Source organism: Pantoea sp. USHLN256, from assembly GCF_037149875.1.
GTDB classification, from domain to species: Bacteria; Pseudomonadota; Gammaproteobacteria; order Enterobacterales; family Enterobacteriaceae; genus Pantoea; species Pantoea nemavictus.
In genome coordinates, this window is the sequence record NZ_JBBCQO010000004.1 from 336,752 (window position 1) to 356,745 (window position 19,994).

General features: G+C 53.7%; 20 protein-coding genes. 11 read left to right on the plus strand and 9 right to left on the minus strand.

Annotation, left to right across the window (positions count from 1 at the left end; all coding sequences use genetic code 11):
* Nucleotides 1–121 precede the first annotated feature (121 nt).
* Both WFL93_RS13285 and WFL93_RS13290 read left to right on the plus strand, forming a co-directional pair.
* Nucleotides 122–1,543, plus strand: a complete 1,422-nt coding sequence (locus WFL93_RS13285) for a M20 family metallopeptidase (RefSeq protein ID WP_336778324.1) — start codon at nucleotides 122–124, stop codon at nucleotides 1,541–1,543.
* A complete protein-coding gene (locus tag WFL93_RS13290; RefSeq protein WP_180823647.1) occupies nucleotides 1,540–2,814 on the plus strand; it encodes an MFS transporter in 1,275 nt (424 codons plus the stop codon). Before WFL93_RS13285 ends, WFL93_RS13290 begins: the two co-directional genes overlap by 4 nt.
* A 38-nt stretch (nucleotides 2,815–2,852) precedes the next feature.
* On the opposite strand, the gene aldA is transcribed toward WFL93_RS13290, so the two are convergent.
* From aldA to WFL93_RS13305, 3 genes are all read right to left on the minus strand, one after another.
* On the minus strand, nucleotides 2,853–4,289 hold the full coding sequence (gene aldA / locus WFL93_RS13295; RefSeq protein ID WP_007887949.1) for an aldehyde dehydrogenase: 1,437 nt from the start codon (nucleotides 4,287–4,289) through the stop codon (nucleotides 2,853–2,855).
* A 201-nt stretch (nucleotides 4,290–4,490) separates the two neighbouring features.
* Complete coding sequence (locus tag WFL93_RS13300; RefSeq protein WP_007887946.1) at nucleotides 4,491–4,589, minus strand: YoaK family small membrane protein; 99 nt, start codon at nucleotides 4,587–4,589, stop codon at nucleotides 4,491–4,493.
* A 14-nt stretch (nucleotides 4,590–4,603) separates the two neighbouring features.
* Complete coding sequence (locus WFL93_RS13305) at nucleotides 4,604–4,927, minus strand: hypothetical protein (protein ID WP_007887943.1); 324 nt, start codon at nucleotides 4,925–4,927, stop codon at nucleotides 4,604–4,606.
* Nucleotides 4,928–5,293: 366 nt separating this feature from the next.
* Here WFL93_RS13305 and rhaT point away from each other — a divergent pair, with 366 nt between their 5' ends.
* Nucleotides 5,294–6,328: an L-rhamnose/proton symporter RhaT gene (rhaT, locus tag WFL93_RS13310; RefSeq protein WP_049852239.1), complete on the plus strand. Its 1,035-nt coding sequence runs from the start codon at nucleotides 5,294–5,296 to the stop codon at nucleotides 6,326–6,328.
* 27 nt (nucleotides 6,329–6,355) lie between these two features.
* Here the strand turns inward: rhaT and rhaR are convergent, their stop codons facing one another.
* Nucleotides 6,356–7,222: an HTH-type transcriptional activator RhaR gene (rhaR, locus tag WFL93_RS13315; RefSeq protein WP_336778325.1), complete on the minus strand. Its 867-nt coding sequence runs from the start codon at nucleotides 7,220–7,222 to the stop codon at nucleotides 6,356–6,358.
* A gap of 15 nt (nucleotides 7,223–7,237) precedes the next feature.
* Nucleotides 7,238–8,059 carry an HTH-type transcriptional activator RhaS gene (gene rhaS, locus WFL93_RS13320; protein WP_007887937.1) on the minus strand — a complete coding sequence of 274 codons (822 nt, stop codon included), beginning with the start codon at nucleotides 8,057–8,059 and terminating at the stop codon, nucleotides 7,238–7,240.
* Between the two features lie 290 nt (nucleotides 8,060–8,349).
* Here rhaS and rhaB point away from each other — a divergent pair, with 290 nt between their 5' ends.
* From rhaB to rhaM, 4 genes are read left to right on the plus strand one after another with little or no spacing between them, the layout of a single operon-like run.
* A complete protein-coding gene (rhaB, locus tag WFL93_RS13325; protein WP_336778326.1) occupies nucleotides 8,350–9,822 on the plus strand; it encodes a rhamnulokinase in 1,473 nt (490 codons plus the stop codon).
* Nucleotides 9,815–11,071: an L-rhamnose isomerase gene (locus WFL93_RS13330; RefSeq protein ID WP_007887917.1), complete on the plus strand. Its 1,257-nt coding sequence runs from the start codon at nucleotides 9,815–9,817 to the stop codon at nucleotides 11,069–11,071. The genes rhaB and WFL93_RS13330 overlap by 8 nt, the downstream gene beginning before the upstream one ends.
* 10 nt (nucleotides 11,072–11,081) lie before the next feature.
* A complete protein-coding gene (rhaD, locus tag WFL93_RS13335; RefSeq protein WP_007887913.1) occupies nucleotides 11,082–11,924 on the plus strand; it encodes a rhamnulose-1-phosphate aldolase in 843 nt (280 codons plus the stop codon).
* On the plus strand, nucleotides 11,914–12,228 hold the full coding sequence (rhaM, locus tag WFL93_RS13340; RefSeq protein ID WP_007887911.1) for an L-rhamnose mutarotase: 315 nt from the start codon (nucleotides 11,914–11,916) through the stop codon (nucleotides 12,226–12,228). The genes rhaD and rhaM overlap by 11 nt, the downstream gene beginning before the upstream one ends.
* 75 nt (nucleotides 12,229–12,303) lie before the next feature.
* On the opposite strand, the gene WFL93_RS13345 is transcribed toward rhaM, so the two are convergent.
* Nucleotides 12,304–12,954: a TetR/AcrR family transcriptional regulator gene (locus WFL93_RS13345; protein ID WP_336778327.1), complete on the minus strand. Its 651-nt coding sequence runs from the start codon at nucleotides 12,952–12,954 to the stop codon at nucleotides 12,304–12,306.
* 294 nt (nucleotides 12,955–13,248) lie between these two features.
* Here WFL93_RS13345 and bhsA point away from each other — a divergent pair, with 294 nt between their 5' ends.
* The gene (bhsA, locus tag WFL93_RS13350) at nucleotides 13,249–13,506 is read left to right on the plus strand and encodes a multiple stress resistance protein BhsA (protein WP_007887905.1); all 258 of its coding nucleotides are present in this window, start codon (nucleotides 13,249–13,251) and stop codon (nucleotides 13,504–13,506) included.
* Between the two features lie 85 nt (nucleotides 13,507–13,591).
* Here bhsA and WFL93_RS13355 read toward each other — a convergent pair whose 3' ends face one another.
* The 3 genes from WFL93_RS13355 to WFL93_RS13365 all read right to left on the minus strand — a co-directional run bounded on the left by WFL93_RS13355 (nucleotide 13,592) and on the right by WFL93_RS13365 (nucleotide 16,816).
* The gene (locus tag WFL93_RS13355) at nucleotides 13,592–14,776 is read right to left on the minus strand and encodes a sugar transporter (protein ID WP_049852243.1); all 1,185 of its coding nucleotides are present in this window, start codon (nucleotides 14,774–14,776) and stop codon (nucleotides 13,592–13,594) included.
* Nucleotides 14,777–15,132: 356 nt separating this feature from the next.
* Nucleotides 15,133–15,390 carry a hypothetical protein gene (locus tag WFL93_RS13360; protein ID WP_007887902.1) on the minus strand — a complete coding sequence of 86 codons (258 nt, stop codon included), beginning with the start codon at nucleotides 15,388–15,390 and terminating at the stop codon, nucleotides 15,133–15,135.
* Nucleotides 15,391–15,559: 169 nt separating this feature from the next.
* Nucleotides 15,560–16,816, minus strand: coding sequence for an MFS transporter (locus WFL93_RS13365; protein ID WP_336778328.1), 1,257 nt, complete (start codon nucleotides 16,814–16,816; stop codon nucleotides 15,560–15,562).
* Nucleotides 16,817–16,910: 94 nt separating this feature from the next.
* Here WFL93_RS13365 and WFL93_RS13370 point away from each other — a divergent pair, with 94 nt between their 5' ends.
* The 3 genes from WFL93_RS13370 to bioD all read left to right on the plus strand — a co-directional run bounded on the left by WFL93_RS13370 (nucleotide 16,911) and on the right by bioD (nucleotide 19,966).
* Nucleotides 16,911–17,807: a LysR family transcriptional regulator gene (locus tag WFL93_RS13370; RefSeq protein WP_336778329.1), complete on the plus strand. Its 897-nt coding sequence runs from the start codon at nucleotides 16,911–16,913 to the stop codon at nucleotides 17,805–17,807.
* A gap of 134 nt (nucleotides 17,808–17,941) precedes the next feature.
* Complete coding sequence (mlc, locus tag WFL93_RS13375) at nucleotides 17,942–19,159, plus strand: sugar metabolism global transcriptional regulator Mlc (protein ID WP_336778330.1); 1,218 nt, start codon at nucleotides 17,942–17,944, stop codon at nucleotides 19,157–19,159.
* A gap of 105 nt (nucleotides 19,160–19,264) precedes the next feature.
* Nucleotides 19,265–19,966, plus strand: a complete 702-nt coding sequence (gene bioD / locus WFL93_RS13380) for a dethiobiotin synthase (protein ID WP_336778331.1) — start codon at nucleotides 19,265–19,267, stop codon at nucleotides 19,964–19,966.
* The last annotated feature ends 28 nt before the right edge of the window (nucleotides 19,967–19,994 follow it).

The following is a 19,994-nucleotide window of genomic DNA, read 5'->3' on the forward strand; positions in this document are numbered from 1 at the left end:
CGAAAGTGGGCAGGCTAGCTTTGTCATAAAAGCAAATCTTACTCGATAAATTGATAATTGTGGCAAAGCAGTGTTTCCGCAAAGATGACTTAACGACAAAACAATAAAAGACAGGGCAAACATGACAGCACACCAGGCGGTTCAACAGGCCAGCGCTTATTTCGACAGCGGAGAATTTCAACGTATTTTGGCGCGTCGTGTGGCACAACGCACGGAAAGTCAGCGTCAGGATCGTGATAACGAATTACAGCGCTATCTGCAGGACGAAATCGGTCCGCAGCTGATTGCGCTTGGCTTCACGCTGCACTTTATCGACAACCCGGAAGCCGCCAATCGACCGTTCCTCGTGGCGATCCGCATTGAAGATCCGGCGCTGCCAACCCTGCTCAGTTATGGTCACGGCGACGTGGTATTTGGCGATGATGAAAACTGGCGCGCGGGCTTATCGCCATGGCACATGGTTGAAGAGGGCGATCGCTGGTATGCGCGCGGCAGCGCGGATAACAAAGGCCAGCACTGCGTGAATCTGGCGGCGCTTGAGCAGGTGTTTAAGGTGCGCGGCGGAAGTCTGGGCTTCAACTGCAAAATGCTGTTCGAGATGGGCGAAGAGATCAGCTCGCCGGGTCTGGCGCAGCTGTGCCAGCAGCATGGCGAACTGCTGCAAGCCGACCTGTTTATTGCTTCCGACGGCCCGCGCCTGAATGCGATTCGTCCAACGCTGTTCCTCGGCTCACGCGGCGCGGTTAACTTCCGTTTGACGATTAACGCGCGCGACAACGCTTATCACTCCGGTAACTGGGGCGGACTGTTAACCAATCCGGGTACGCAACTGGCTAGCGCTATCGCTGCACTGGTTAACGCACAGGGCGTGTTGCAGGTTGCTGCGTTGAAACCTAACTCGCTCACGCCGCAGGTGCGTGACATTCTGGCGGATATCGAGGTCGGCGGCATGCCGGACGATCCCGCTATTGATGTCAACTGGGGCGAGCCGGGCCTGTCACCTACGGAACGCCTGTATGGCTGGAACACGCTGGAAGTGCTGTCATTCCTGACGGGCAATCCGGCTCAGCCGATGAATGCGATACCGGGCAGCGCGACAGCGGTATGTCAGCTGCGCTTTGTGGTCGGTACCGATTGGGAAAACCTCGCACAGCATGTGCGCGCCCATCTGCAACAGCACGGTTTTGGCTATGTTGAGGTTGAATTCATGCGCGGATCGCCAGCCACACGGCTCGATCCGACCGATCCCCTCGTCGACTGGGTGTTGACCAGCATGGCGGAAACCAGCGGCAAGAAACCGGCGCTGCTGCCCAATCTCGGCGGTTCGCTGCCAAATGAAGTGTTCTCCGATATTCTTGGTTTGCCCACGCTGTGGGTTCCGCATTCGTACCCGGCCTGTGGGCAGCATGGCGTCAACGAACACATGTTGAAATCGATCGCGCGCGAAGGTTTGCAGATCATGACGCGGCTACTGTGGGATTTAGGTGAGCAGGGTACGCAACTGGTGGCACAGCATCTTGCGCATGTCGGAGGTGGGCAATGAGTACGCTGAATAGCACCCTGCCGCTGAACACCACCAAGCCCAGCCTGCACAAAACGCTATTTGCCACTTGTATCGGCAACGCGCTCGAGTGGTTCGATATCGCCGTCTACGGCTTTTTCGCCAGCTACATTGCCCATGCCTTTTTCCCTACCAGCGATCCCTCGGTCTCAATGCTGCTGACATTTGGTAGTTTTGGCGTGTCGTTTCTGATTCGTCCTTTAGGCGCGATTGTGCTAGGCAACTATGCCGATCGTCATGGTCGGAAAAAAGCGCTGCTGCTGTCGATCAACCTGATGATGCTTGGCGGTGCCGTCATCACCTTTATGCCAGGCTACAGCAGCATTGGCCTGATGGCGCCGCTGCTGATTTTGCTGGCACGTCTGGTGCAGGGTTTCTCGGCGGGTGGCGAGTTTGGCAGCTCAACGGCATTCCTGGTGGAGCACTTTCCGGAACGTAAAGCGTTTATCGCCAGCTGGCAGTTTGCTACCCAGGGCGCCAGTACCTTGATGGCATCAGCATTTGGTCTGGGATTGACGCAGATCCTGACGGAAAGCCAGATTCAGGAGTGGGGCTGGCGGATTCCCTTCGCCTTCGGCCTGCTGATTGGTCCGCTGGGGATTTACATTCGTCGTCATGTCCACGAACCGGCAAGTTTTGCTGAGCACAAACCGGAAGCCGCGCCGTTGAAAAGCCTGTTTGGTCGCCAGAAGGAGCTAATGCTGTTGGCGATCGGCCTGATGGTGATCTCAACGGCCGTTAACTACATGCTGAATTACGTGCCGACTTATGCCACTAAAAATCTGCACCTCTCTGGCAGCGTCGCGTTCACAGCAACGCTGCTGGCGGGGGTGATTTTGACCGTGGTAACTCCGATTATGGGGCTATGGGCAGAACGCGTAGGACGTGTGCCGCTGATGTGGGGTTCACTGCTTCTGCTGATCGTCACCATTTATCCCGCCTTTAAGCTGGTGGTTGAACACACCACGCCCACCACGCTGATTCTGCTGGTGTGCTGGATGGCGCTGCTGAAATCGATCTACTTCTCGACGGTGCCGTCAGTGATGGCGGATCTGTTCCCGATTGGCACGCGTGCCAGCGGCATGGCAATCAGCTATAACGTGGCGGTTACCGTGTTTGGTGGCTTTGCACCGCTGATATGTACGCTATTGATTAGCGCCACCGGTACCAGCCTGGCGCCGGGTTATTATCTGATGGCGATGTCGGTATTAAGCGGTCTGGCCTTGCTGCGCAGCCAGAAGCGCGTCTCGTAATGAGTTCCCGGTGCGCAGCAATGCGCACCGGGTTTTCCTTATGAGAACTGTAAATAGGCCACGTGCGTCTGTAAAAACTCTTCTAACCCGTGACGTCCATCGGCGCCCCCGATCCCCGACTTACGCCAGCCCGCGTGGAACCCTTGCATCGCCTCAAAATTCTCACGATTGATGTAGGTTTCACCAAACTTCAGCTTACGTAGCGCTACCATTGCGGTGTTCAGATTCTGGGTATAAATCGAAGACGTTAGCCCATATGCGCAATCGTTGGCCAGCGTCACCGCTTCGTCGAGAGTTTTGAAGCGCATTACCGGCAGTACCGGGCCAAAAATCTCCTCCTGCATAATCTCCATATCCTGACGCACGCCGGTGATGATGGTCGGCTCAAAATAGAAGCCTTTATTACCGGCACGTTTGCCGCCCAGCAGCACCTTGCCGCCATCGGCTACCGCTTTTGCGACTTTCTGCTCAACCCGTTCTAATGCGGCCGCAGTGATGAGCGGTCCCATATCAATGTCGTTGTGCTCCGCCGGGTTACCGAACTTCACCTGCTGCATAGCCGTAGTCAGTGCGCTGATAAAGCGATCGTAAATGCCCTCCTGCACGTAAACACGCTCGGCACAGTTACACACCTGTCCGGTGTTGATGACGCGGGAACTAACAATTGCTTTCACCGCTAAATCCAGGTCGGCATCATCCATCACGATAGCCGGCGCTTTGCCACCGAGTTCCAGCGACACTTTGGTGACATTTTTTGCCGCGGCTTCCATGGTGGCGATACCGGCATTAACGCTGCCGGTCAGGCTCACCAGGCCCACTTTCGGGTTGCCTGCCAGCTCCTGACCAATTTCCGGACCATAGCCGTAAACCATGTTGATCACGCCCTTTGGCAGGCCAATGTCATCAATGATTTGCGCGAAGATCGCCGCATTATTTGGCGTCAGCTCACTGGGTTTGATCACGATAGTGTTACCGGTCACCAGTGCAGGTGCCGCTTTACGTGCAATCAGGAAGAAGGGGAAGTTCCACGGCAGAATACCGGTGGTGACACCAATGGCTTTTTTGAAGACAAAAATGTTTTCATTTGGACGGTCACTGTTAATGATCTCTCCATCATAACGACGCGCCCATTCGGCCATGTACTCCAGATAGTCGGCAGTAAACAGGACTTCGGTTTGTGCCAGACCCTGCGTTTTACCGCCCTCAGCAACGATAGTGGCGGACAGTTCTGCTTCACGCTGGCGTATCCCAGCGGCAATTTTACGTAACCAGTTGCCACGCTCTACCGCCGGTAGCGCTTCCCAACCCGGCTGTGCCGCTTCGGCGGCGTTGATCGCCTGTGCGGCGTCTTGCTTACTGCCTTCCGGCACGCGCGACAGCAGCGCTTCCGTTGCCGGATTAATCACTTCAATCCACTTGTCGTGGTGATCGGCCACAAACGCGCCATTAATATAATGTTGGTGATGTGTTGTCATTTGCAGGGGCTCCGCGATCTTCTTCGTTAAAAGTTTGTGAAGTGCAGAGTGAAACAGAATGCGGTGTCGCACCTTTTTGTCACTGCCAGGGCGCAGAAAGGGATGGCAAAGAAGGGAAGATCAACACGACAGACGCAGCATTCCTGGCGAAATGCCGCGCTTTCAGCGGGTTAGCAGCAAAATACGCGTATTAACAGCGTGTCATGAACCGGGCATCGCCGCGCCGCTGGCAATAAACCAGGCCAGAAAACTGATGCCTGCAATGATGATAGCAATGGGGAATAGCAGTCCGATTTTCATAATAATCCCGAGAGTTAGGCGAGCTGAACAATAGCGCGATGGGTTTTCATCATACTAAACAGTTGGAATTGCGTCGCGTCGTCCACCTGACGCAGATGTTCACCTTTCTGATAATGAATATGGTGAACCTGCCCCAACTGCCGCCAGACGACAATCACCGAGGCCAGCAAAGCGCAATTCTCTTCGCTCTGCACGCAATCCAGCGTGGCATAGTGTGCCTCATCCAATCCATTAATAAAGACGTTTAGCGCCTGTGCCGGCACGATAGCGCGGATGTCATCCAGCATCACGCGACTCACTGATTGCGACAGCAGTAGTCTCAATCTTTTGGTATTCATCTCAATCCTTCGTCTTGATGATTTTCCCAACGTTATACGGATTATTTGCCATAGGGGAAAGTCTGGCTGGCGGCTTTGTGTGACTGCCATGTTAATAGACACGGTGGCAGTAAACCAAAAACTGTGCTGATCAACACAACACATTGAGAAAAAATTCCGAATAATAAGCAACTTATGAAAATCTGAACGTGACCTGCCTGCAAATGCGATTTTGTGATCCTTATGTTGACGACCCCCCGAATTTTGCCAGCTACCTGCGCTTTCCGGCAGCCATCCAAAGGCTGAAGAAAAGCTGCCCACCGTAGACTGCCGGTAATCGGGAAACCGCCGGTTTCCTGTTGGCCTCAACCTTACGAAGGAATAACAATGAACAGTGCCATCATTGCAGGTATCTTCTGGCATCTGGTGGGTGCCGCCAGTGCCGCCTGTTTTTATGCTCCATTTAAGCAGGTGAAAAAGTGGTCTTGGGAAACGATGTGGTCGGTGGGCGGCATCATGTCGTGGCTGATCCTGCCGTGGGCAGTCAGCGCGGTGTTGCTGCCAAATTTCTGGGCCTATTACAGCAGTTTTAGCTTCTCCCAACTGCTGCCCGTATTTCTGTTTGGTGCCATGTGGGGCATCGGCAACATCAACTATGGACTGACCATGCGCTACCTCGGCATGTCGATGGGGATTGGGATTGCCATCGGCATCACCTTGGTGGTGGGAACCTTGATGACGCCGCTGTTGCAAGGCCGCTTTGTCGAGCTGTTCAGCTCGGCAGGTGGACGCATGACGCTGCTCGGCGTGTTCGTGGCGTTAATCGGCGTAGCGATTGTTTCACGTGCTGGTCTGCTAAAAGAGCGCGCGCTGGGCATCAATGCGGAAGAGTTCAATCTGAAGAAGGGGCTGGTACTGGCGATCTTATGCGGCATCTTCTCCGCCGGCATGTCGTTCGCCATGGACGCTGCGAAGCCGATGCATGCAGCCGCCGCGAATCTGGGTATCAATCCACTTTACGTGGCGCTGCCGAGCTATGTCGTGATCATGGGCGGTGGTGCGCTGGTGAATCTGGCTTACTGCTTTATTCGGCTAGCGGTGAAAAGCGATCTTTCGGTGCGTCGTGATTTCTCCGTGGCCAAGCCGATGCTGCTTGCCAATATCGCCTTTGCGGTATTAGGCGGCACCATGTGGTATCTGCAATTTTTCTTCTATGCCTGGGGCCACGCCAAAATCCCAGCACAATATGACTTTGTCAGCTGGATGCTGCATATGAGTCTTTATGTACTGTGCGGTGGGTTAGTGGGACTGGTGCTGAAAGAGTGGAAGTCGGTGGGGCAACGTCCGGTTCGCGTGCTGTCATTGGGTTGCGTGGTGATTATTATTGCCGCCAACATTGTTGGCCTGGGAATGGCGGCCTGATGAAAAGCCTGACGCATAGATGATGCGTCAGGCTTTGGCCTTCTCAGTTGAGGGTTCGCGCTGCGGCAGGAAACGCTGCCGCCACGCACTTGGCGTTAAACCTGTTTCTCGCGTAAACACCACGGAAAAGTAGTTACTGTCATCAAAGCCGCAGCGCGCGGCCACTTCACTGATTAAGCCATCCTGGGTTCTCAACAGATACTTTGCCTGGCAGAGCTGTAGTTGTCGCAAATAGTGCCCTACGGTCATACCGGTTTGCTGACGAAAAAGCTGTTTTAACGCCCGCTCGCTCAACTGATTCTGCTGGCAAAAAACCGCCAAATCGAATGGACGGCTGATTGCACCCTGCAATGCTGACATCAGCAGATCCAGCTGCTCGCCCTCCGGCAGTGCCCATGGGCAGTCAGCGGCATAACCATGACGACGCAAAATCAGCGCAAGCTGTAAAAATAGCGCTTCAGAGAGTTGAACGGATAGCGAATCGCTTTTACGGCTTTCTCGCTCCAGTTGGCTAATAACACCGCGAGCCAATGCCATACCGCGGGTGGTTAAACGCCAACATGCCGGCGAGTTCTCCTCCTGAGGTGGCAACAACTGGCTCCAGTCGAGTTCAAGACGAAAACGATCGCGGCAGTAAAGAATGTTATCCAGCGCCAAATCGTTGACGCTGTCATAGCTGTGGCAATCATTATCGCGGATGTAAAACACGTCGCCGCAGGTGATCAACCACGGGCGATCGTTTAACACGTGCAGGCCGTTGCCACGCCAGACAATCACAATTTCACTGAACTCATGGCGATGCGGAGGGAAGGAGGGCTGCGGCATGCGCTCGGCCACCGCAATCGGCAGATTGGTGGCCGGAAAATAGTCTTCGCGCGTAAGGATCAGCGACATGAGGAAACGCTCCCGTTATAGCATCTGCTGGCGCTCCGCTCTGGGCGCACAGCCAAATTCCCGCCGGAACAGCGTGGAGAAGTGGTTGCTGTCACCAAATCCACACTGATAGGCGATGTCTGTAATGCGCATATCACTATGCCGCAGTAAATGCCGCGCCTGTAGCAGGCGAAGCCGATTGAGGTAACGCTGCGGCGTATTGCCGGTTTGCTGCTTCATCTGGCGGTGCAGGGTACGCAGTGACAGCGAAAAGCGGTCGGCCAGCGCATCCCACACAATATCTTCACTGTAGTGCTCATTGAGCCAGTCGAGCAACCGATGCAGCCGCGCTTCCTGATCCTGCAATTGATCGTTATGAGCCGCTTCGCGCAACACGATCAGCAGCTGTAGAAACAGCTGCTCCTGATGCGCGTGCCGCTCCAGTGACCAACCATCCTGCTGCTTCATCTGCGTCACTATCTGCAATGCCTGCGCCATGACTTTGTGATTAATGCGCCAGTGCGAAGCATATTTGTCCTCTTCTTCGCGTGGCAGCAGATCCTGCAAACCCGAGAGAAAACGAAACGCTGCCGGGCTGCGGTAGAGCACATTGGTCAGACACAAATTCTCCGTCTGCTCATAGAGATGGCGATCGTGATCGCGCACAAAGCAAACGCAGCCAGCAGATAACGCCTGCGGCTGACCGTTAAACACATGGATGCCTGAACCGTGCTCAACCAACACAATTTCATGGAAATCATGATGATGCTCGGGAAATGCCTGCTGCGGCACGCGCGGCTCAATGGCGATGGCGTAATTCCCTTCAGGGAAGAAATCTGCGCTATGTAAAACGGTCATGATTTGCCTCTCAACTCACTTAACTGCAGCCGAGTCTACGCAGGCGTTCAGCACCTTACCTTGAATTTTGATCTGAGTGACGCAGGAAAATGGCTAATTTTTCAAGATCTCAGCCCGGATTGACGGAAATGCGGCAAGGCTCACAACTCTCTCCTTATGTGGTTCTGTGAGCTTTCTCACGAACTTCTTTGTCAGTCTGCCAGCGACTATTACGCACTGGCAGTAAGGGGAAGGTGGCTAAAAGCAGAGATTTCTAAGCTGTAGCCATCTCATTACAGGAAGAGCACGCCATGAGTATGCGTAACATTGTTGCCATTGATTTAGGCGCATCCAGCGGGCGCGTGATGCTCGCACAATGGAATTCAGCGAATCAGCACATCAGCCTGCGTGAAGTCCGCCGCTTTGCGAATCAGCGGGTGCGCCGTGCCGACTATGATTGTTGGGATTTGGACCGTCTTGAGCAGGAAATTCGTCTCGGGCTGGCTCAGTTAGATGAGGACGGTATTGTGCCGGACAGCATTGGGATCGACACCTGGGGTGTTGATCTGGTTCTGCTGGATGCCAACGGGGAGCGTGTCGGTGAAGCGGTGAGCTATCGCGATAAGCGGACGGAAGGTCATATGGCTCAGGCCATCAAGGACCTGGGTAAAGGCGCAATCTATCAGCGTACCGGTATTCAGTTTTTGCCCTTCAACACCCTTTATCAACTGCGTGCGCTGCATCTGCAGCAGCCGGATTGGCAGGCGCAGGTTAAGCATGCATTGATGATTCCCGATTATCTGCATTATCGCCTTACTGGCCAGATGAATTGGGAATATACCAATGCCACTACTACCCAGTTGCTCAACATTCACAGCGGCGAATGGGATAGCGATTTGCTCGCCTGGGCTGGCGTCCCTGCAACGTGGTTGGGTAAACCGACGGCGCCGGGCAATACCGTGGGTTACTGGACCAGCGCCAGTGGCAATCAGATTCCGGTGGTGGCCGTCGCTACACATGACACGGCCAGTGCCGTGTTGGCTACGCCGTTAATGCAGGATGAAGCCGCCTATCTGAGTTCAGGCACCTGGTCGCTGATGGGTATTGAGAGTTTGCAGCCTTGTGTCAGCGCTGCCGCGCTTGACGCCAACATTACCAATGAAGGAGGCGCAGAGGGTTACCGCGTCCTGAAAAACATCATGGGCTTATGGTTATTACAACGTGTCTGCAGCGAACTGCAAATAACCGATCTTTGCACGCTCATCGCCCAGGCCGAGAAAGAGCCTCTCTGTCGCACACTGGTTAATCCCAATCACAGTCGTTTTATCAACCCAGACAGCATGGTGCAGGAGATTCAAAACGCCTGTGCCGAGCAGCACATGCCGGTTCCGCAAACCCCAGCCGCTCTGGCCCGTACCATTTTCGATAGCCTGGCATTGCTGTATCGCCAGGTGATTGGCGAACTCAGCCAACTGCGTGGTGCGCCGCTGCGTCAGCTGCATGTGGTGGGCGGAGGTAGTCAAAATCCGTTGCTAAATCAACTCTGTGCCGATGCCTGCCAGCTGCCCGTGTTGGCCGGACCCATCGAGGCTTCAACGCTCGGTAACATCGGTTGCCAGCTGATTGCCTTAGGCGAATTGCGTGACGTTAGCGATCTGCGCCGCTGCATTAGCCAAAACTTCCCGTTAGAAAAATTTGAACCGCTGAACAACGGCGCCTTCGCTGCCCATCAGGCACGCTTCGCGGCGCTGAGCCAACCTGCTAAGGAACTCGCATATGACTAAGCTGATTGAACAGGCCTTCGAACTGGCCAAACAACGCTACGCAGCAATTGGCGTAGATGTGGAACAGGTAATGGCACAACTGGATGGCATTCCTGTCTCGATGCACTGCTGGCAGGGTGATGACGTACGCGGTTTCGAAAACCCCAACGGTGAGTTGACCGGCGGTATTCAGGCTACCGGCAACTATCCGGGCCGTGCCCGCAATGCGGATGAACTGCGTGCTGACGTTGAAAAAGCGATGTCATTAATTCCGGGCGCCAAACGCCTCAACCTGCACGCAATTTATCTGGAGAGCGATACACCCGTTGAACGTGATGCGATCGAACCTAAGCATTTCAGCAACTGGGTTGAGTGGGCTAAAACGCATAAATTGGGTCTCGATTTTAATCCAAGCTGCTTCTCCCACCCGTTGAGTGCGGATGGCTTTACGTTATCGCACGCGGATAAAGGTATTCGGCAGTTCTGGATCGACCACTGTAAAGCCAGCCGCCGCATCTCCGCCCACTTTGGTGAGCAGCTTGGTAGCCCTTCCGTGATGAATATCTGGGTGCCGGATGGCATGAAGGATCTTACGGTTGATCGCCTGGCTCCCCGTCAACGTCTGGCCAGCGCACTGGATGACGTGATCAGTGAAAAACTCAATCCCGCGCATCATATTGATGCGGTAGAGAGCAAGCTGTTTGGTATCGGTGCCGAAAGTTACACCGTGGGTTCCAATGAATTCTGCCTCGGTTACGCCAGCAGCCGCCAAACCGCGTTAACGCTCGATGCGGGTCACTTCCATCCAACTGAAGTCATTTCCGACAAGATCTCTACGGCAATGCTGTATGTGCCACGCCTGCTGCTGCACGTGAGCCGTCCGGTGCGCTGGGATAGCGATCACGTGGTAATTCTCGACGATGAAACACAAGCCATTGCCACCGAGATTGCCCGCCACAAGCTGTTTGACAAAGTGCATATCGGCCTCGACTTTTTTGACGCCTCGATTAACCGCATCGCGGCCTGGGTTATCGGCACGCGCAATGCCAAAAAAGCACTGCTACGTGCACTGCTGGAGCCCACCGATCAGTTACGCAAGCTCGAGAGCGAAGGGGATTACACCGGGCGTCTGGCGATGCTGGAAGAGCAAAAATCCCTGCCGTGGCAGGCCGTTTGGGAAGCCTGGTGTCTGCGCCACGATGTCCCGGCTGATGCCAGCTGGCTGAGCGAAGTCCGTCATTACGAACAACAAACACTGCGTCAACGTTAAGGGACAAACTATGCAAAAAATTCTCTCTTCCGCTTTTGTTCAGGGAATGGTTAAAGCGACTAGCGACATGTGGTTAAAGGGCTGGGATGAGCGTAACGGCGGTAACGTCAGCCTGCGTTTATTACCGGAAGAAGTTCAGGATTTCACCACTGATTTCTACGCAGAACCGCGTTGTATCGAATTGACCAAACCTGCACCGGCGCTGGCCAATGATTGGTTCCTGGTAACCGGTTCGGGCAAATTTTTCCGCAACGTTCAGATCGATCCTGCTGATTGCCTCGCGCTGCTGCAGGTAGATGACAAAGGGTTGTCGTACAAAATCCATTGGGGATTAAGTAATGGCGGCTTGCCCACTTCTGAGTTGGCGGCGCACTTCCAGTCACATAGCGTGCGTAAGCAGATCTCAAACGGCGTTGATCGCGTCATTATGCACTGCCATGCCACCAACTTTATGGCGCTGAGCTATGTGGTGGATCTGGATTCCGCGCGTTTCACGCGTTTGCTTTGGGAAGGCAGCACCGAATGCCTGGTGGTGTTCCCGGATGGGGTAGGGATCCTGCCGTGGATGGTGCCGGGTACCGATGGTATTGGTCAGGCTACCGCCGATGCCATGGCAAATCACAGTATTGTGATGTGGCCGTTCCACGGCATATTTGGTGCGGGTCCAAATCTTGATGAGACGTTTGGACTGATCGATACCGCTGAGAAGTCATCCGAAGTGGTGGTTAAAGCGCTTTCGATGGGCGGCATTCGTCAAAGCATCACGACTGAACAGTTGATTGCGTTGGGCGAGCGTTTCAACGTTAAACCGTGGCAGGCTGCGCTGCAGGCGGAGCGCAGCGATGTTGCGTAAAGCCTTTGTGATGCAGGTACATGCTCACTGCCATGATGAGTATCTGCGTCGTCACTCACCGATTTGGCCGGAGCTGGCAGAAACGCTGAAAGCACATGGCGCGCACAACTACGCCATCTGGCTGGATGAGGAGCGTAATCTGCTGTTCGCTAGCGTGGAAATTGAATCTGAAGCGCGCTGGGATGCGGTGGCGAAAACGGAAGTGTGCCAGCGCTGGTGGGCATCGATGAAAGATTTGATGCCTTCGAATGCGGATAACAGTCCGCTGAGTGCGGCATTGAAACCGATGTTTTTCCTGCCGTAACTCTGATTTGCCTCTGCATGCAGTAAGCGAGCAGAGGCAATATTCAGGCCGGCAATGACGTCGGCCTGAATAATATTAAGCACTTAATTCACAATATCCTGCCAGAGCGGGCCATATCGCCATCTGCGTATCGACAATCTGATCAAGATCTGCACGATCGGCGCCTTCCCGAGCGCGAACCGACATTCCTTGTAATAAGCAGGCCAGATAGCGCGCTAACGTGGTGCTGTTGGCACATTGCGGCAATTCTCCGCGCTGCTGCCTTGTAACAAGAAAAGCCTTCAAGGCTGATTCCTGCGCATGGTGCTGTTGAGCAAGCATTTGCGCCACTTCTTCTGAGCCTGAAGATAACGCGCTGGACGTACAAATAAAGAAGCAGCCAGCGGGTTTGTCACATTCAGTGAAACAAGCGGCAGTCGCGCGGAAATAGGCTTCAATCGCCGTTTTCACATCCAGAGCATCATCATTCAGCACGGCATTACGCTGCGCGCTAAATGTCTCGATGTAACGCTGCATTGCCGCGCGGAATAAACCTTCTTTATTTTCAAACTCTGCGTAAAGCGTAGGGGCTTTCGCGCCGGTTGCATTGACCAAATCGGACAGCGACGTGCCTTCGTAACCATGCGCCCAGAACAGCATCAATGCCTTATCAAGAGCATCGTTGCGATCAAACACTTTCGGGCGGCCACGCGTTTTACGGTTCACCGCATCGATAATTTCTGTCATTGGGCACCTCAAACTTTAAAAACACTCAATTAAATTACCGATCACTAACTAAATATGCAAGCGCAGCCGGAAATGTGCGGGGAGCACTTTGCCCGTTTGTGCTTTTAACCTGGCAAAGCACCCGAATGGATAAGTCAAAAAGGGCGCGGAAGCCCATAATCACGCCACTTCCCATTAAAATAATGACCGTTAATAAAATGATTGACGCGGCCACCCTTTCGGCAGTAGCATTTAATTAATGGTTGTTAACTTAATCGCGACCGACCCCAATTCATCTGTGAAAGAGAGAAAATTATGAAAAGCATTAAACTGACCCTAGCCGCTGTAGCCCTGTCTTCAATCGCCTTTGGTAGCATGGCTGCCGATCTGGTGAACGAGGCTCCACTGAATCAACAACAAGTTGGCGTGATTAGCGCATCAGGCAGTACTAACCTGACATCGCTGGAGAATCAGCTAGCGGAAAAGGCCAATGCTGCCGGAGCAAAGTCTTTCCGCATCACTTCGACCTCTGGCAACAACAAGTTAAATGGCACAGCGGTAATTTATAACTAGTTGATTATTGTGCGAAGCGCGGAAACGCGCGGCGGGCGAGGCAAGTAAAAGGCTTCAGAAGATTATCCTTCTGAAGCCTTTTTTATTATCCGTTAGAACGTAACTGCGGATAGCGGCGGAAGATAGCAATGCACCAGAACAACGCGGCAAGACCAATAATGCCACCCACGTTACCAACATCTGACATATTCATATGCAGGCTAACCTGGTTGCCCAGCAAGGCACCGGCGCCAATACCGATGTTGTAAATACCCGAGAATAGCGACATGGCGACGTCGGTAGCGTCTGGCGCCAGCGCCAGTACGCGCACCTGCATTGCCAGGCCAATCATCATCATCGCCATGCCCCAGATGATGCACAACACGGTGATAGCTGCGGGACGCACCGCAGCAAACACCAGCAGCCCCATGCTGAGTGTGATCATCGCAATTGCGGCGATCAGCATTGCCGAAGGGAATTTGTTGCCCAGGGTACTGAACAATATGCTGCCGATAATCCCAGCCGATCCAAACAGCAGCAGAAGTAGGGTGGTGAAATTAGCATCAGCATTCGCGACCACTTGCATAAAAGGTTCGATGTAGCTGTAAGCGGTGTAATGCGCGGTTACCACGACTGTGACCAGGATGTACATGGCCACCAGTGCGGGTCTGCGGAACAGCATCGGCACGCTGCTCAGCGAACCGGTATGTTCGCTTGGCAGACGCGGCAAGACGCGCATTAGCAAAATCATCAGGACTAATGCCGAAAGACCAATCATGCCAAAAGTCGTGCGCCAGCCAAGATACTGACCAACGATACGACCAATCGGTACGCCCAGCACCATCGCCAGCGCCGTACCGGTTGCCAGCATACTTAATGCCTGGGTTTTCTTACCGGCAGGCGCTACGCGAATGGCCAGCGAAGCGGTAATCGACCAAAACACCGCATGTGCCAAGGCAATACCAATGCGCGAGATTACCAATGAGGTGAAATCCCACGCCACGGAGGAGAGCACATGGCTGGCGACGAAGACGATAAACAGGATTGACAGCAGCAAACGCCGCTCAATGTTGCGGGTCAGCAACATTAACGGTAGCGATAAGAGTGCCACGACCCACGCATAGATAGTCAGCATGATGCCGACATCGGCAGTCTTCATGGCATAACTGGCGGCAATATCCGACAGCAAACCGACCGGAACAAATTCGGTGGTATTGAAAACAAAAGCGGCAATAGCCAGCAGCACGACGCGCAGCCAGGCTGTTTTACGGGAGACGGTAGTAGATTGCATGGAGTTCAAATCTGTCAGACAGCGAGTGAAAGGGCCGGCGTTGCACCCAATTTAAGTGACCGGTGTCACAAATTGCCGCTATTGTGGAGCATTAATGAGCTGAGGGAAACCTTTTGTCGGGCTTTTATTACTGAATATTTTTTATCGCCGAAAGCGTGGTTAATAGCCTGAGGTTATTATTGTTTCTTGCTGCAACGTATCGACCTTAGCGCTGAGAATGGACGGCTGGATCTTACCGCTTAAAAGCTGCAGGAAGATCCAGTGAATATTAAGCTGAATTTTATCGTTATTATGAAACGCCTCAGTACTGCTTAACAAAATGTCTTCGCTGTCCGGCCATTCTCAGACCACCATTATCAGAGTCTCACCATATGTTTTAGTGCCACGCTATTCTGGGTTGTCATGTTTTTTTTTAGCCCAATCGGGCAGCAGTGCTCACATCCTAACGCGCTGGCATAAAATTTACGCGCCTGCTGAATAGCCGCGTTGGGCGTGTAGAAGGTACCCAGAAAACGCCGTGCATTATCGGAAGGTAAGAACGGGCATCCCGTTGCATGTACTACATGGTTGTCGTTATAGCCGGCATGCTTATCGACGTAATAATAGAGTTCCATCTTACGGCCTCATTGCTGTGAAATAATAAAAAGTCTAACTATTGTTGGAATGGAATGAATTATAGCGATGAATGGCCGTTTTGTTTTATCTGGGACTGGCAGAATGCCGGATGACGTGGGCCGCAGAAGAGAACGGGGCGCTAACGCCCCGCTTAAAAGATGAAAGGTATTACAGTTTTCGGCACTGCAAACGCCAGCCAACCAGCAAAGCCATTAACAATAGCAGGCTAATGAACGCGGTGACGCCGCTCCACCCATAGCTGTGCCAGAAAACCCCGCCCAGCGTACCCGCCACGCTAGAGCCAACGTAATAACTGAACAGATAGAGTGACGATGCCTGGCCTTTAGCGCGGCGCGCGCGCGGGCCAATCCAGCCGCTGGCCACCGAGTGTGCCGCAAAGAAGCCGGCGGTGAACAGCATCATGCCAGGTAAGATTAGCCACAGCGAGTTGAACGCCGTGAGCAGCAGACCAACCAGCATGATCGCGGTGGCAGCAATCATGACCGGGCCGCGCCCGAAGCGGCTGGTCATGGCACCGGCCTTCGGCGAACTCCATGACCCCGTCAAATACACCACCGAGAGTAAACCCACCACCGCCTGGCTCAAAGACCACGGCGCGCTGAGCAGACGATATCCGATGTAGTTGAATAGCGTGACGAACGCGCCCATTAGCAGGAAGCCTTCGGCAAACAGCAGCGGCAGACCTTTATCACGCCAGTGCAGGCGGAAATTGATCAATAAACTGCGCGGACGAAGCGAGGCGGGCCTAAAGTGGCGTGATGCCGGCAGAATTTTCCAGAACATCAGCGCACCCGCCAGCGCGAAGCAGCCAATCAATCCAACCGCGACACGCCAGGAGAAGAAGTCAGTGAGTACGCCGGTGAGCAGACGTCCACTCATGCCGCCAATCGAGTTACCGCTGATATACAGCCCCATTGAAAAGGCGATAACCCGCGGATGAATCTCTTCACTCAAATAGGTCATGCCAACCGCCGCGACGCCACTCAGCGATAAACCGATTAATGCGCGCATCAGCAAAATGCCTTGCCAACTGCTCATGGTCGCCGAGATTAGGGTACAAATAGCGGCCAGTAACAGAGCGGTGACCATTACCGATTTACGGCCAATCGCATCAGATAATGGACCGGTAAACAGCAATCCCAACGCCATCAAGCCGGTCGAGAGCGAGAGCGAGATGCTGCTTTGCGCCGGGGAAACGCCAAACTGCTGTGACAGCACCGGCAAAATGGGCTGCACGCAATAAAGCAGAGCGAAAGTGGCAAGGCCGGCGGAGAACAGGGCAAGCGTCACGCGCATAAACTGCGGCGATCCGCGTTCAATCCATTCTGAAGGGGTTGCAGTTGAAGCAGGCTTTACCGATATCTCGTCTTCATCGAGTATCACCGCCTGGGAAGAGCGACTCACGGAACATCCTCGGTTTGGGAAGCATAGCGTTACTGTAGGAAAGGGCGAATAGGTTGTACAATATATTAATAATCTCAAATGAGACGTTTAACATATGAATATAGAGTTACGTCATTTGCGCTATTTCATCGCGGTCGCGGAAGAGTTGCATTTTGGCCGTGCCGCGCAGCGTCTGAATATTTCACAGCCGCCGCTCAGCCAGCAGATTCAACAGCTGGAGCAGGAGATTGGCGCGCAACTGTTCACGCGCACCAATCGCAGCGTGCAAATTACGCCGGCCGGCGAACTGTTTTTGCAGGATGCGCGCACGATATTACTGCAGGTTGATCAAGCCGCTCGCCGCGCCGCGCGTGTACATAGTGGTCAGGAGGGCGAGTTGCGGATTGGTTTTACCTCTTCGGCTCCTTTTACCGGATTAGTCTCGGATGCGCTCTATCAATTTCGTCAGCGCTGGCCGGACGTGCACATTCAGATGCAGGAGAACAATACGCGTCAGCAGCTGGCGCCTCTGCATGATAACCGGCTGGATCTGGGGGTAATGCGCAATACGCCGTTACCGGCTGATCTGCAGCATCGCGTGTTGCTGCGTGAGCCGCTTTGCGCGGTGGTGCACTGGGCGCATCCCCTGGCCGATGCAGAATCGATCTCCATTCAGGCGCTGGCCAACGAACCCTTTGTGTTTTTCGATCCGCAGGGTGGAACTGCGCTGTATGGTGAAATTCTGGCACTGCTGCATCGCTATCAAATCAAACCCTTTATTACCCAGGAAGTGGGCGAAGCGATGACTATTCTTGGACTGGTGGCGACCGGTCTTGGCGTTTCGATTTTACCCGCTTCATTCCGGCGCGCGCGCCTGGCAGATGTGGTGTGGATTCCGTTACAGGAGAATGGCGCGATTTCTGAAGTTTGGCTGGTGTGGTCAGCAATGCGCGAACCCAGTGCGCAGATGACTCATATGATGTCGTTGATGCTACAAAACGCAGAGATTTGAACCACCTTGCGGGCAGCGGCATAAACTTTATGTGCGATAAATCACATTTCTAATCAAATATTTGACGCTGCCGGTCAATCTGCATCACCATAGCTGCTGTTTATTTAGAAGCGCGAAAATAATGGGAGCAGGGCGTGAATCTGTACAGTCAACCTGGCCATATTGACCAGATAAAACAGACCAACGCAGGTGTGGTTTACCGACTGATTGACCTTTACGGCCCGATTTCGCGTATTGAGCTTTCTAAACGTGCCCAGTTAGCACCCGCCAGTATTACCAAAATCGTGCGTGAAATGCTTGATGCCCATCTGGTACAGGAAACCGAATTTCAGGAGCCGGGCAGCCGTGGTCGTCCAGCGATTGGTCTCATTCTCGATACGTTAGCCTGGCACTATCTCGCCGTTCGCATTCAACCGGGACAGATTACGCTGACGCTGCGCGATCTCAGCACGCGCGCGTTGCAGGAAGATCGTTTGCCGTTACACGTCACCGCTGAAAAACCGCTGCTGCAAACGCTGCATGATGTAGTGAATGACTTCTTTATTCGCCACCAAAGCAAGCTGGAGCGTTTAACGGCCATCGCCATTACCTTACCGGGATTAATCAACGCCGCATCCGGTGTGGTGCATCGTATGCCAGGTTATGACGTGCAGGATATGCCCTTAGGCGAAACGCTGGCAGAGCGCACCGGTTTACCGGTTTTTGTGCAGCATGATATTTCTGCCTGGACGTTAGCCGAAGCGCTGTTTGGAGCATCAAGCGGTGCACAGAATGTGATTCAGATTGTGATCAATGAAACCGTTGGCGCCGGTGTGATTAGCGGAGGACAGCTGCTGCATAAAAGTGGCCGCACCCTGGTTGAAATCGGGCATACGCAAATCGATCCTTATGGCCAGCAGTGTTATTGCGGCAATAATGGCTGTCTCGAAACCGTGGCCAGCACCGGAAGTCTGTTGAATCTGACGGCGCAGCGTTTGCCATCGCAGCCAGATAGCCTATTGCATCAGGCGCCACTCACCATTGAAACGCTTTGTGCCGCTGCGCAGCAGGGCGATCGTTTGGCGCGCGACGTCATCGCCGGTGTCGGGCATCATGTTGGCCGCATGCTGGCAATGATGGTCAACATCTTTAATCCTCAACAAATACTTATCGGTTCGCCGCTCAATCTGGCGGCTGATGTCCTGTTTCCTGCGGTGAGCAGTACCATCCGTCAGCAGGCATTGCCGGCTTACAGTAGCGAGATCCAGCTGACACCAACGGCTTTCAGCGATCCTGGCACCTTCGGCGGCGCTGCACTGATAAAAGACGCGCTTTATAGCGGCCATTTATTGGTAAAACTGTTGCAGGGATAAAGACAGCCCGCCTTAAGTTTGCGCTAACGCAATCTGCCATCAAAAACATTTCCTTAAACTGCCTCCTTCGCACGTTACACATCGCTTTAATGAAGGAGGAGAAAGGTGAAAACGCTTTTTGTCACCGGTACCGACACCGCGGTGGGTAAAACCGTGGTTTCACGCGCGTTGTTGCAGTGCTTTGCCCAAGCGAATGTCTGCGCCGCAGGTTTCAAGCCTGTTGCCAGAAACGCGCAGCTCACGTCGGAAGGATTACGTAATAAAGATGCAGTGTTACTACAGCACTCTTCCGGTCTCACTCTGCCTTATCACGCCGTTAACCCTATCATTCTGGAAGAGGATGCGATTAGCACCGGCTCGTCACAGCACGTTGATTATGCAAAGCTAAGTCAGGGGTTGAAGGAGTTACAGGAGTGCGCGGCCCGCGTGGTGGTGGAAGGCACCGGCGGCTGGCGCAGTTTAATGAACAATCGGCAGCCTTTATCGCAATGGGTGCAACAAGAGCATCTGCCGGTGGTGCTGGTGGTGGGAATTAAAGAGGGTTGCATCAGCCATGCTTTACTGACCGCCGATGCCATTGCGCTTGATGGATTGCAATTAGTGGGTTGGGTCGCGAATCGTATTAATCCCGGCTTAGCGCATTACGCTGAAATCATTGCGGTTTTACGCGAAAAATTGGCTGCGCCACTGCTCGGCGAGTTGCCTTATCTTCCACGCGCCGAACAGCGCGAACTGAGCGGCTACCTGGATATTTCTTTACTGAATACGGTGTTGTCGCACGACGATAGTGCAAAGCCCGCCGCCTGATGAAACAAAATGCAGCAAATGATCAATG

Bases quoted from the DNA above. Each gene is read 5' to 3' on its own strand.
- rhaT (WP_049852239.1), top strand. From the start codon at position 5,294: ATGAACAGTGCCATCATTGCAGGTATCTTCTGGCATCTGGTGGGTGCC.
- WFL93_RS13300 (WP_007887946.1), bottom strand. From the start codon at position 4,589: ATGAAAATCGGACTGCTATTCCCCATTGCTATCATCATTGCAGGCATC.
- rhaM (WP_007887911.1), top strand. From the start codon at position 11,914: ATGTTGCGTAAAGCCTTTGTGATGCAGGTACATGCTCACTGCCATGAT.
- WFL93_RS13305 (WP_007887943.1), bottom strand. From the start codon at position 4,927: ATGAATACCAAAAGATTGAGACTACTGCTGTCGCAATCAGTGAGTCGC.
- aldA (WP_007887949.1), bottom strand. From the start codon at position 4,289: ATGACAACACATCACCAACATTATATTAATGGCGCGTTTGTGGCCGAT.
- rhaD (WP_007887913.1), top strand. From the start codon at position 11,082: ATGCAAAAAATTCTCTCTTCCGCTTTTGTTCAGGGAATGGTTAAAGCG.
- WFL93_RS13370 (WP_336778329.1), top strand. From the start codon at position 16,911: ATGAATATAGAGTTACGTCATTTGCGCTATTTCATCGCGGTCGCGGAA.
- WFL93_RS13285 (WP_336778324.1), top strand. From the start codon at position 122: ATGACAGCACACCAGGCGGTTCAACAGGCCAGCGCTTATTTCGACAGC.
- WFL93_RS13345 (WP_336778327.1), bottom strand. From the start codon at position 12,954: ATGACAGAAATTATCGATGCGGTGAACCGTAAAACGCGTGGCCGCCCG.
- WFL93_RS13360 (WP_007887902.1), bottom strand. From the start codon at position 15,390: ATGGAACTCTATTATTACGTCGATAAGCATGCCGGCTATAACGACAAC.
- WFL93_RS13330 (WP_007887917.1), top strand. From the start codon at position 9,815: ATGACTAAGCTGATTGAACAGGCCTTCGAACTGGCCAAACAACGCTAC.
- rhaB (WP_336778326.1), top strand. From the start codon at position 8,350: ATGAGTATGCGTAACATTGTTGCCATTGATTTAGGCGCATCCAGCGGG.
- WFL93_RS13290 (WP_180823647.1), top strand. From the start codon at position 1,540: ATGAGTACGCTGAATAGCACCCTGCCGCTGAACACCACCAAGCCCAGC.
- rhaS (WP_007887937.1), bottom strand. From the start codon at position 8,059: ATGACCGTTTTACATAGCGCAGATTTCTTCCCTGAAGGGAATTACGCC.
- bhsA (WP_007887905.1), top strand. From the start codon at position 13,249: ATGAAAAGCATTAAACTGACCCTAGCCGCTGTAGCCCTGTCTTCAATC.
- rhaR (WP_336778325.1), bottom strand. From the start codon at position 7,222: ATGTCGCTGATCCTTACGCGCGAAGACTATTTTCCGGCCACCAATCTG.
- WFL93_RS13355 (WP_049852243.1), bottom strand. From the start codon at position 14,776: ATGCAATCTACTACCGTCTCCCGTAAAACAGCCTGGCTGCGCGTCGTG.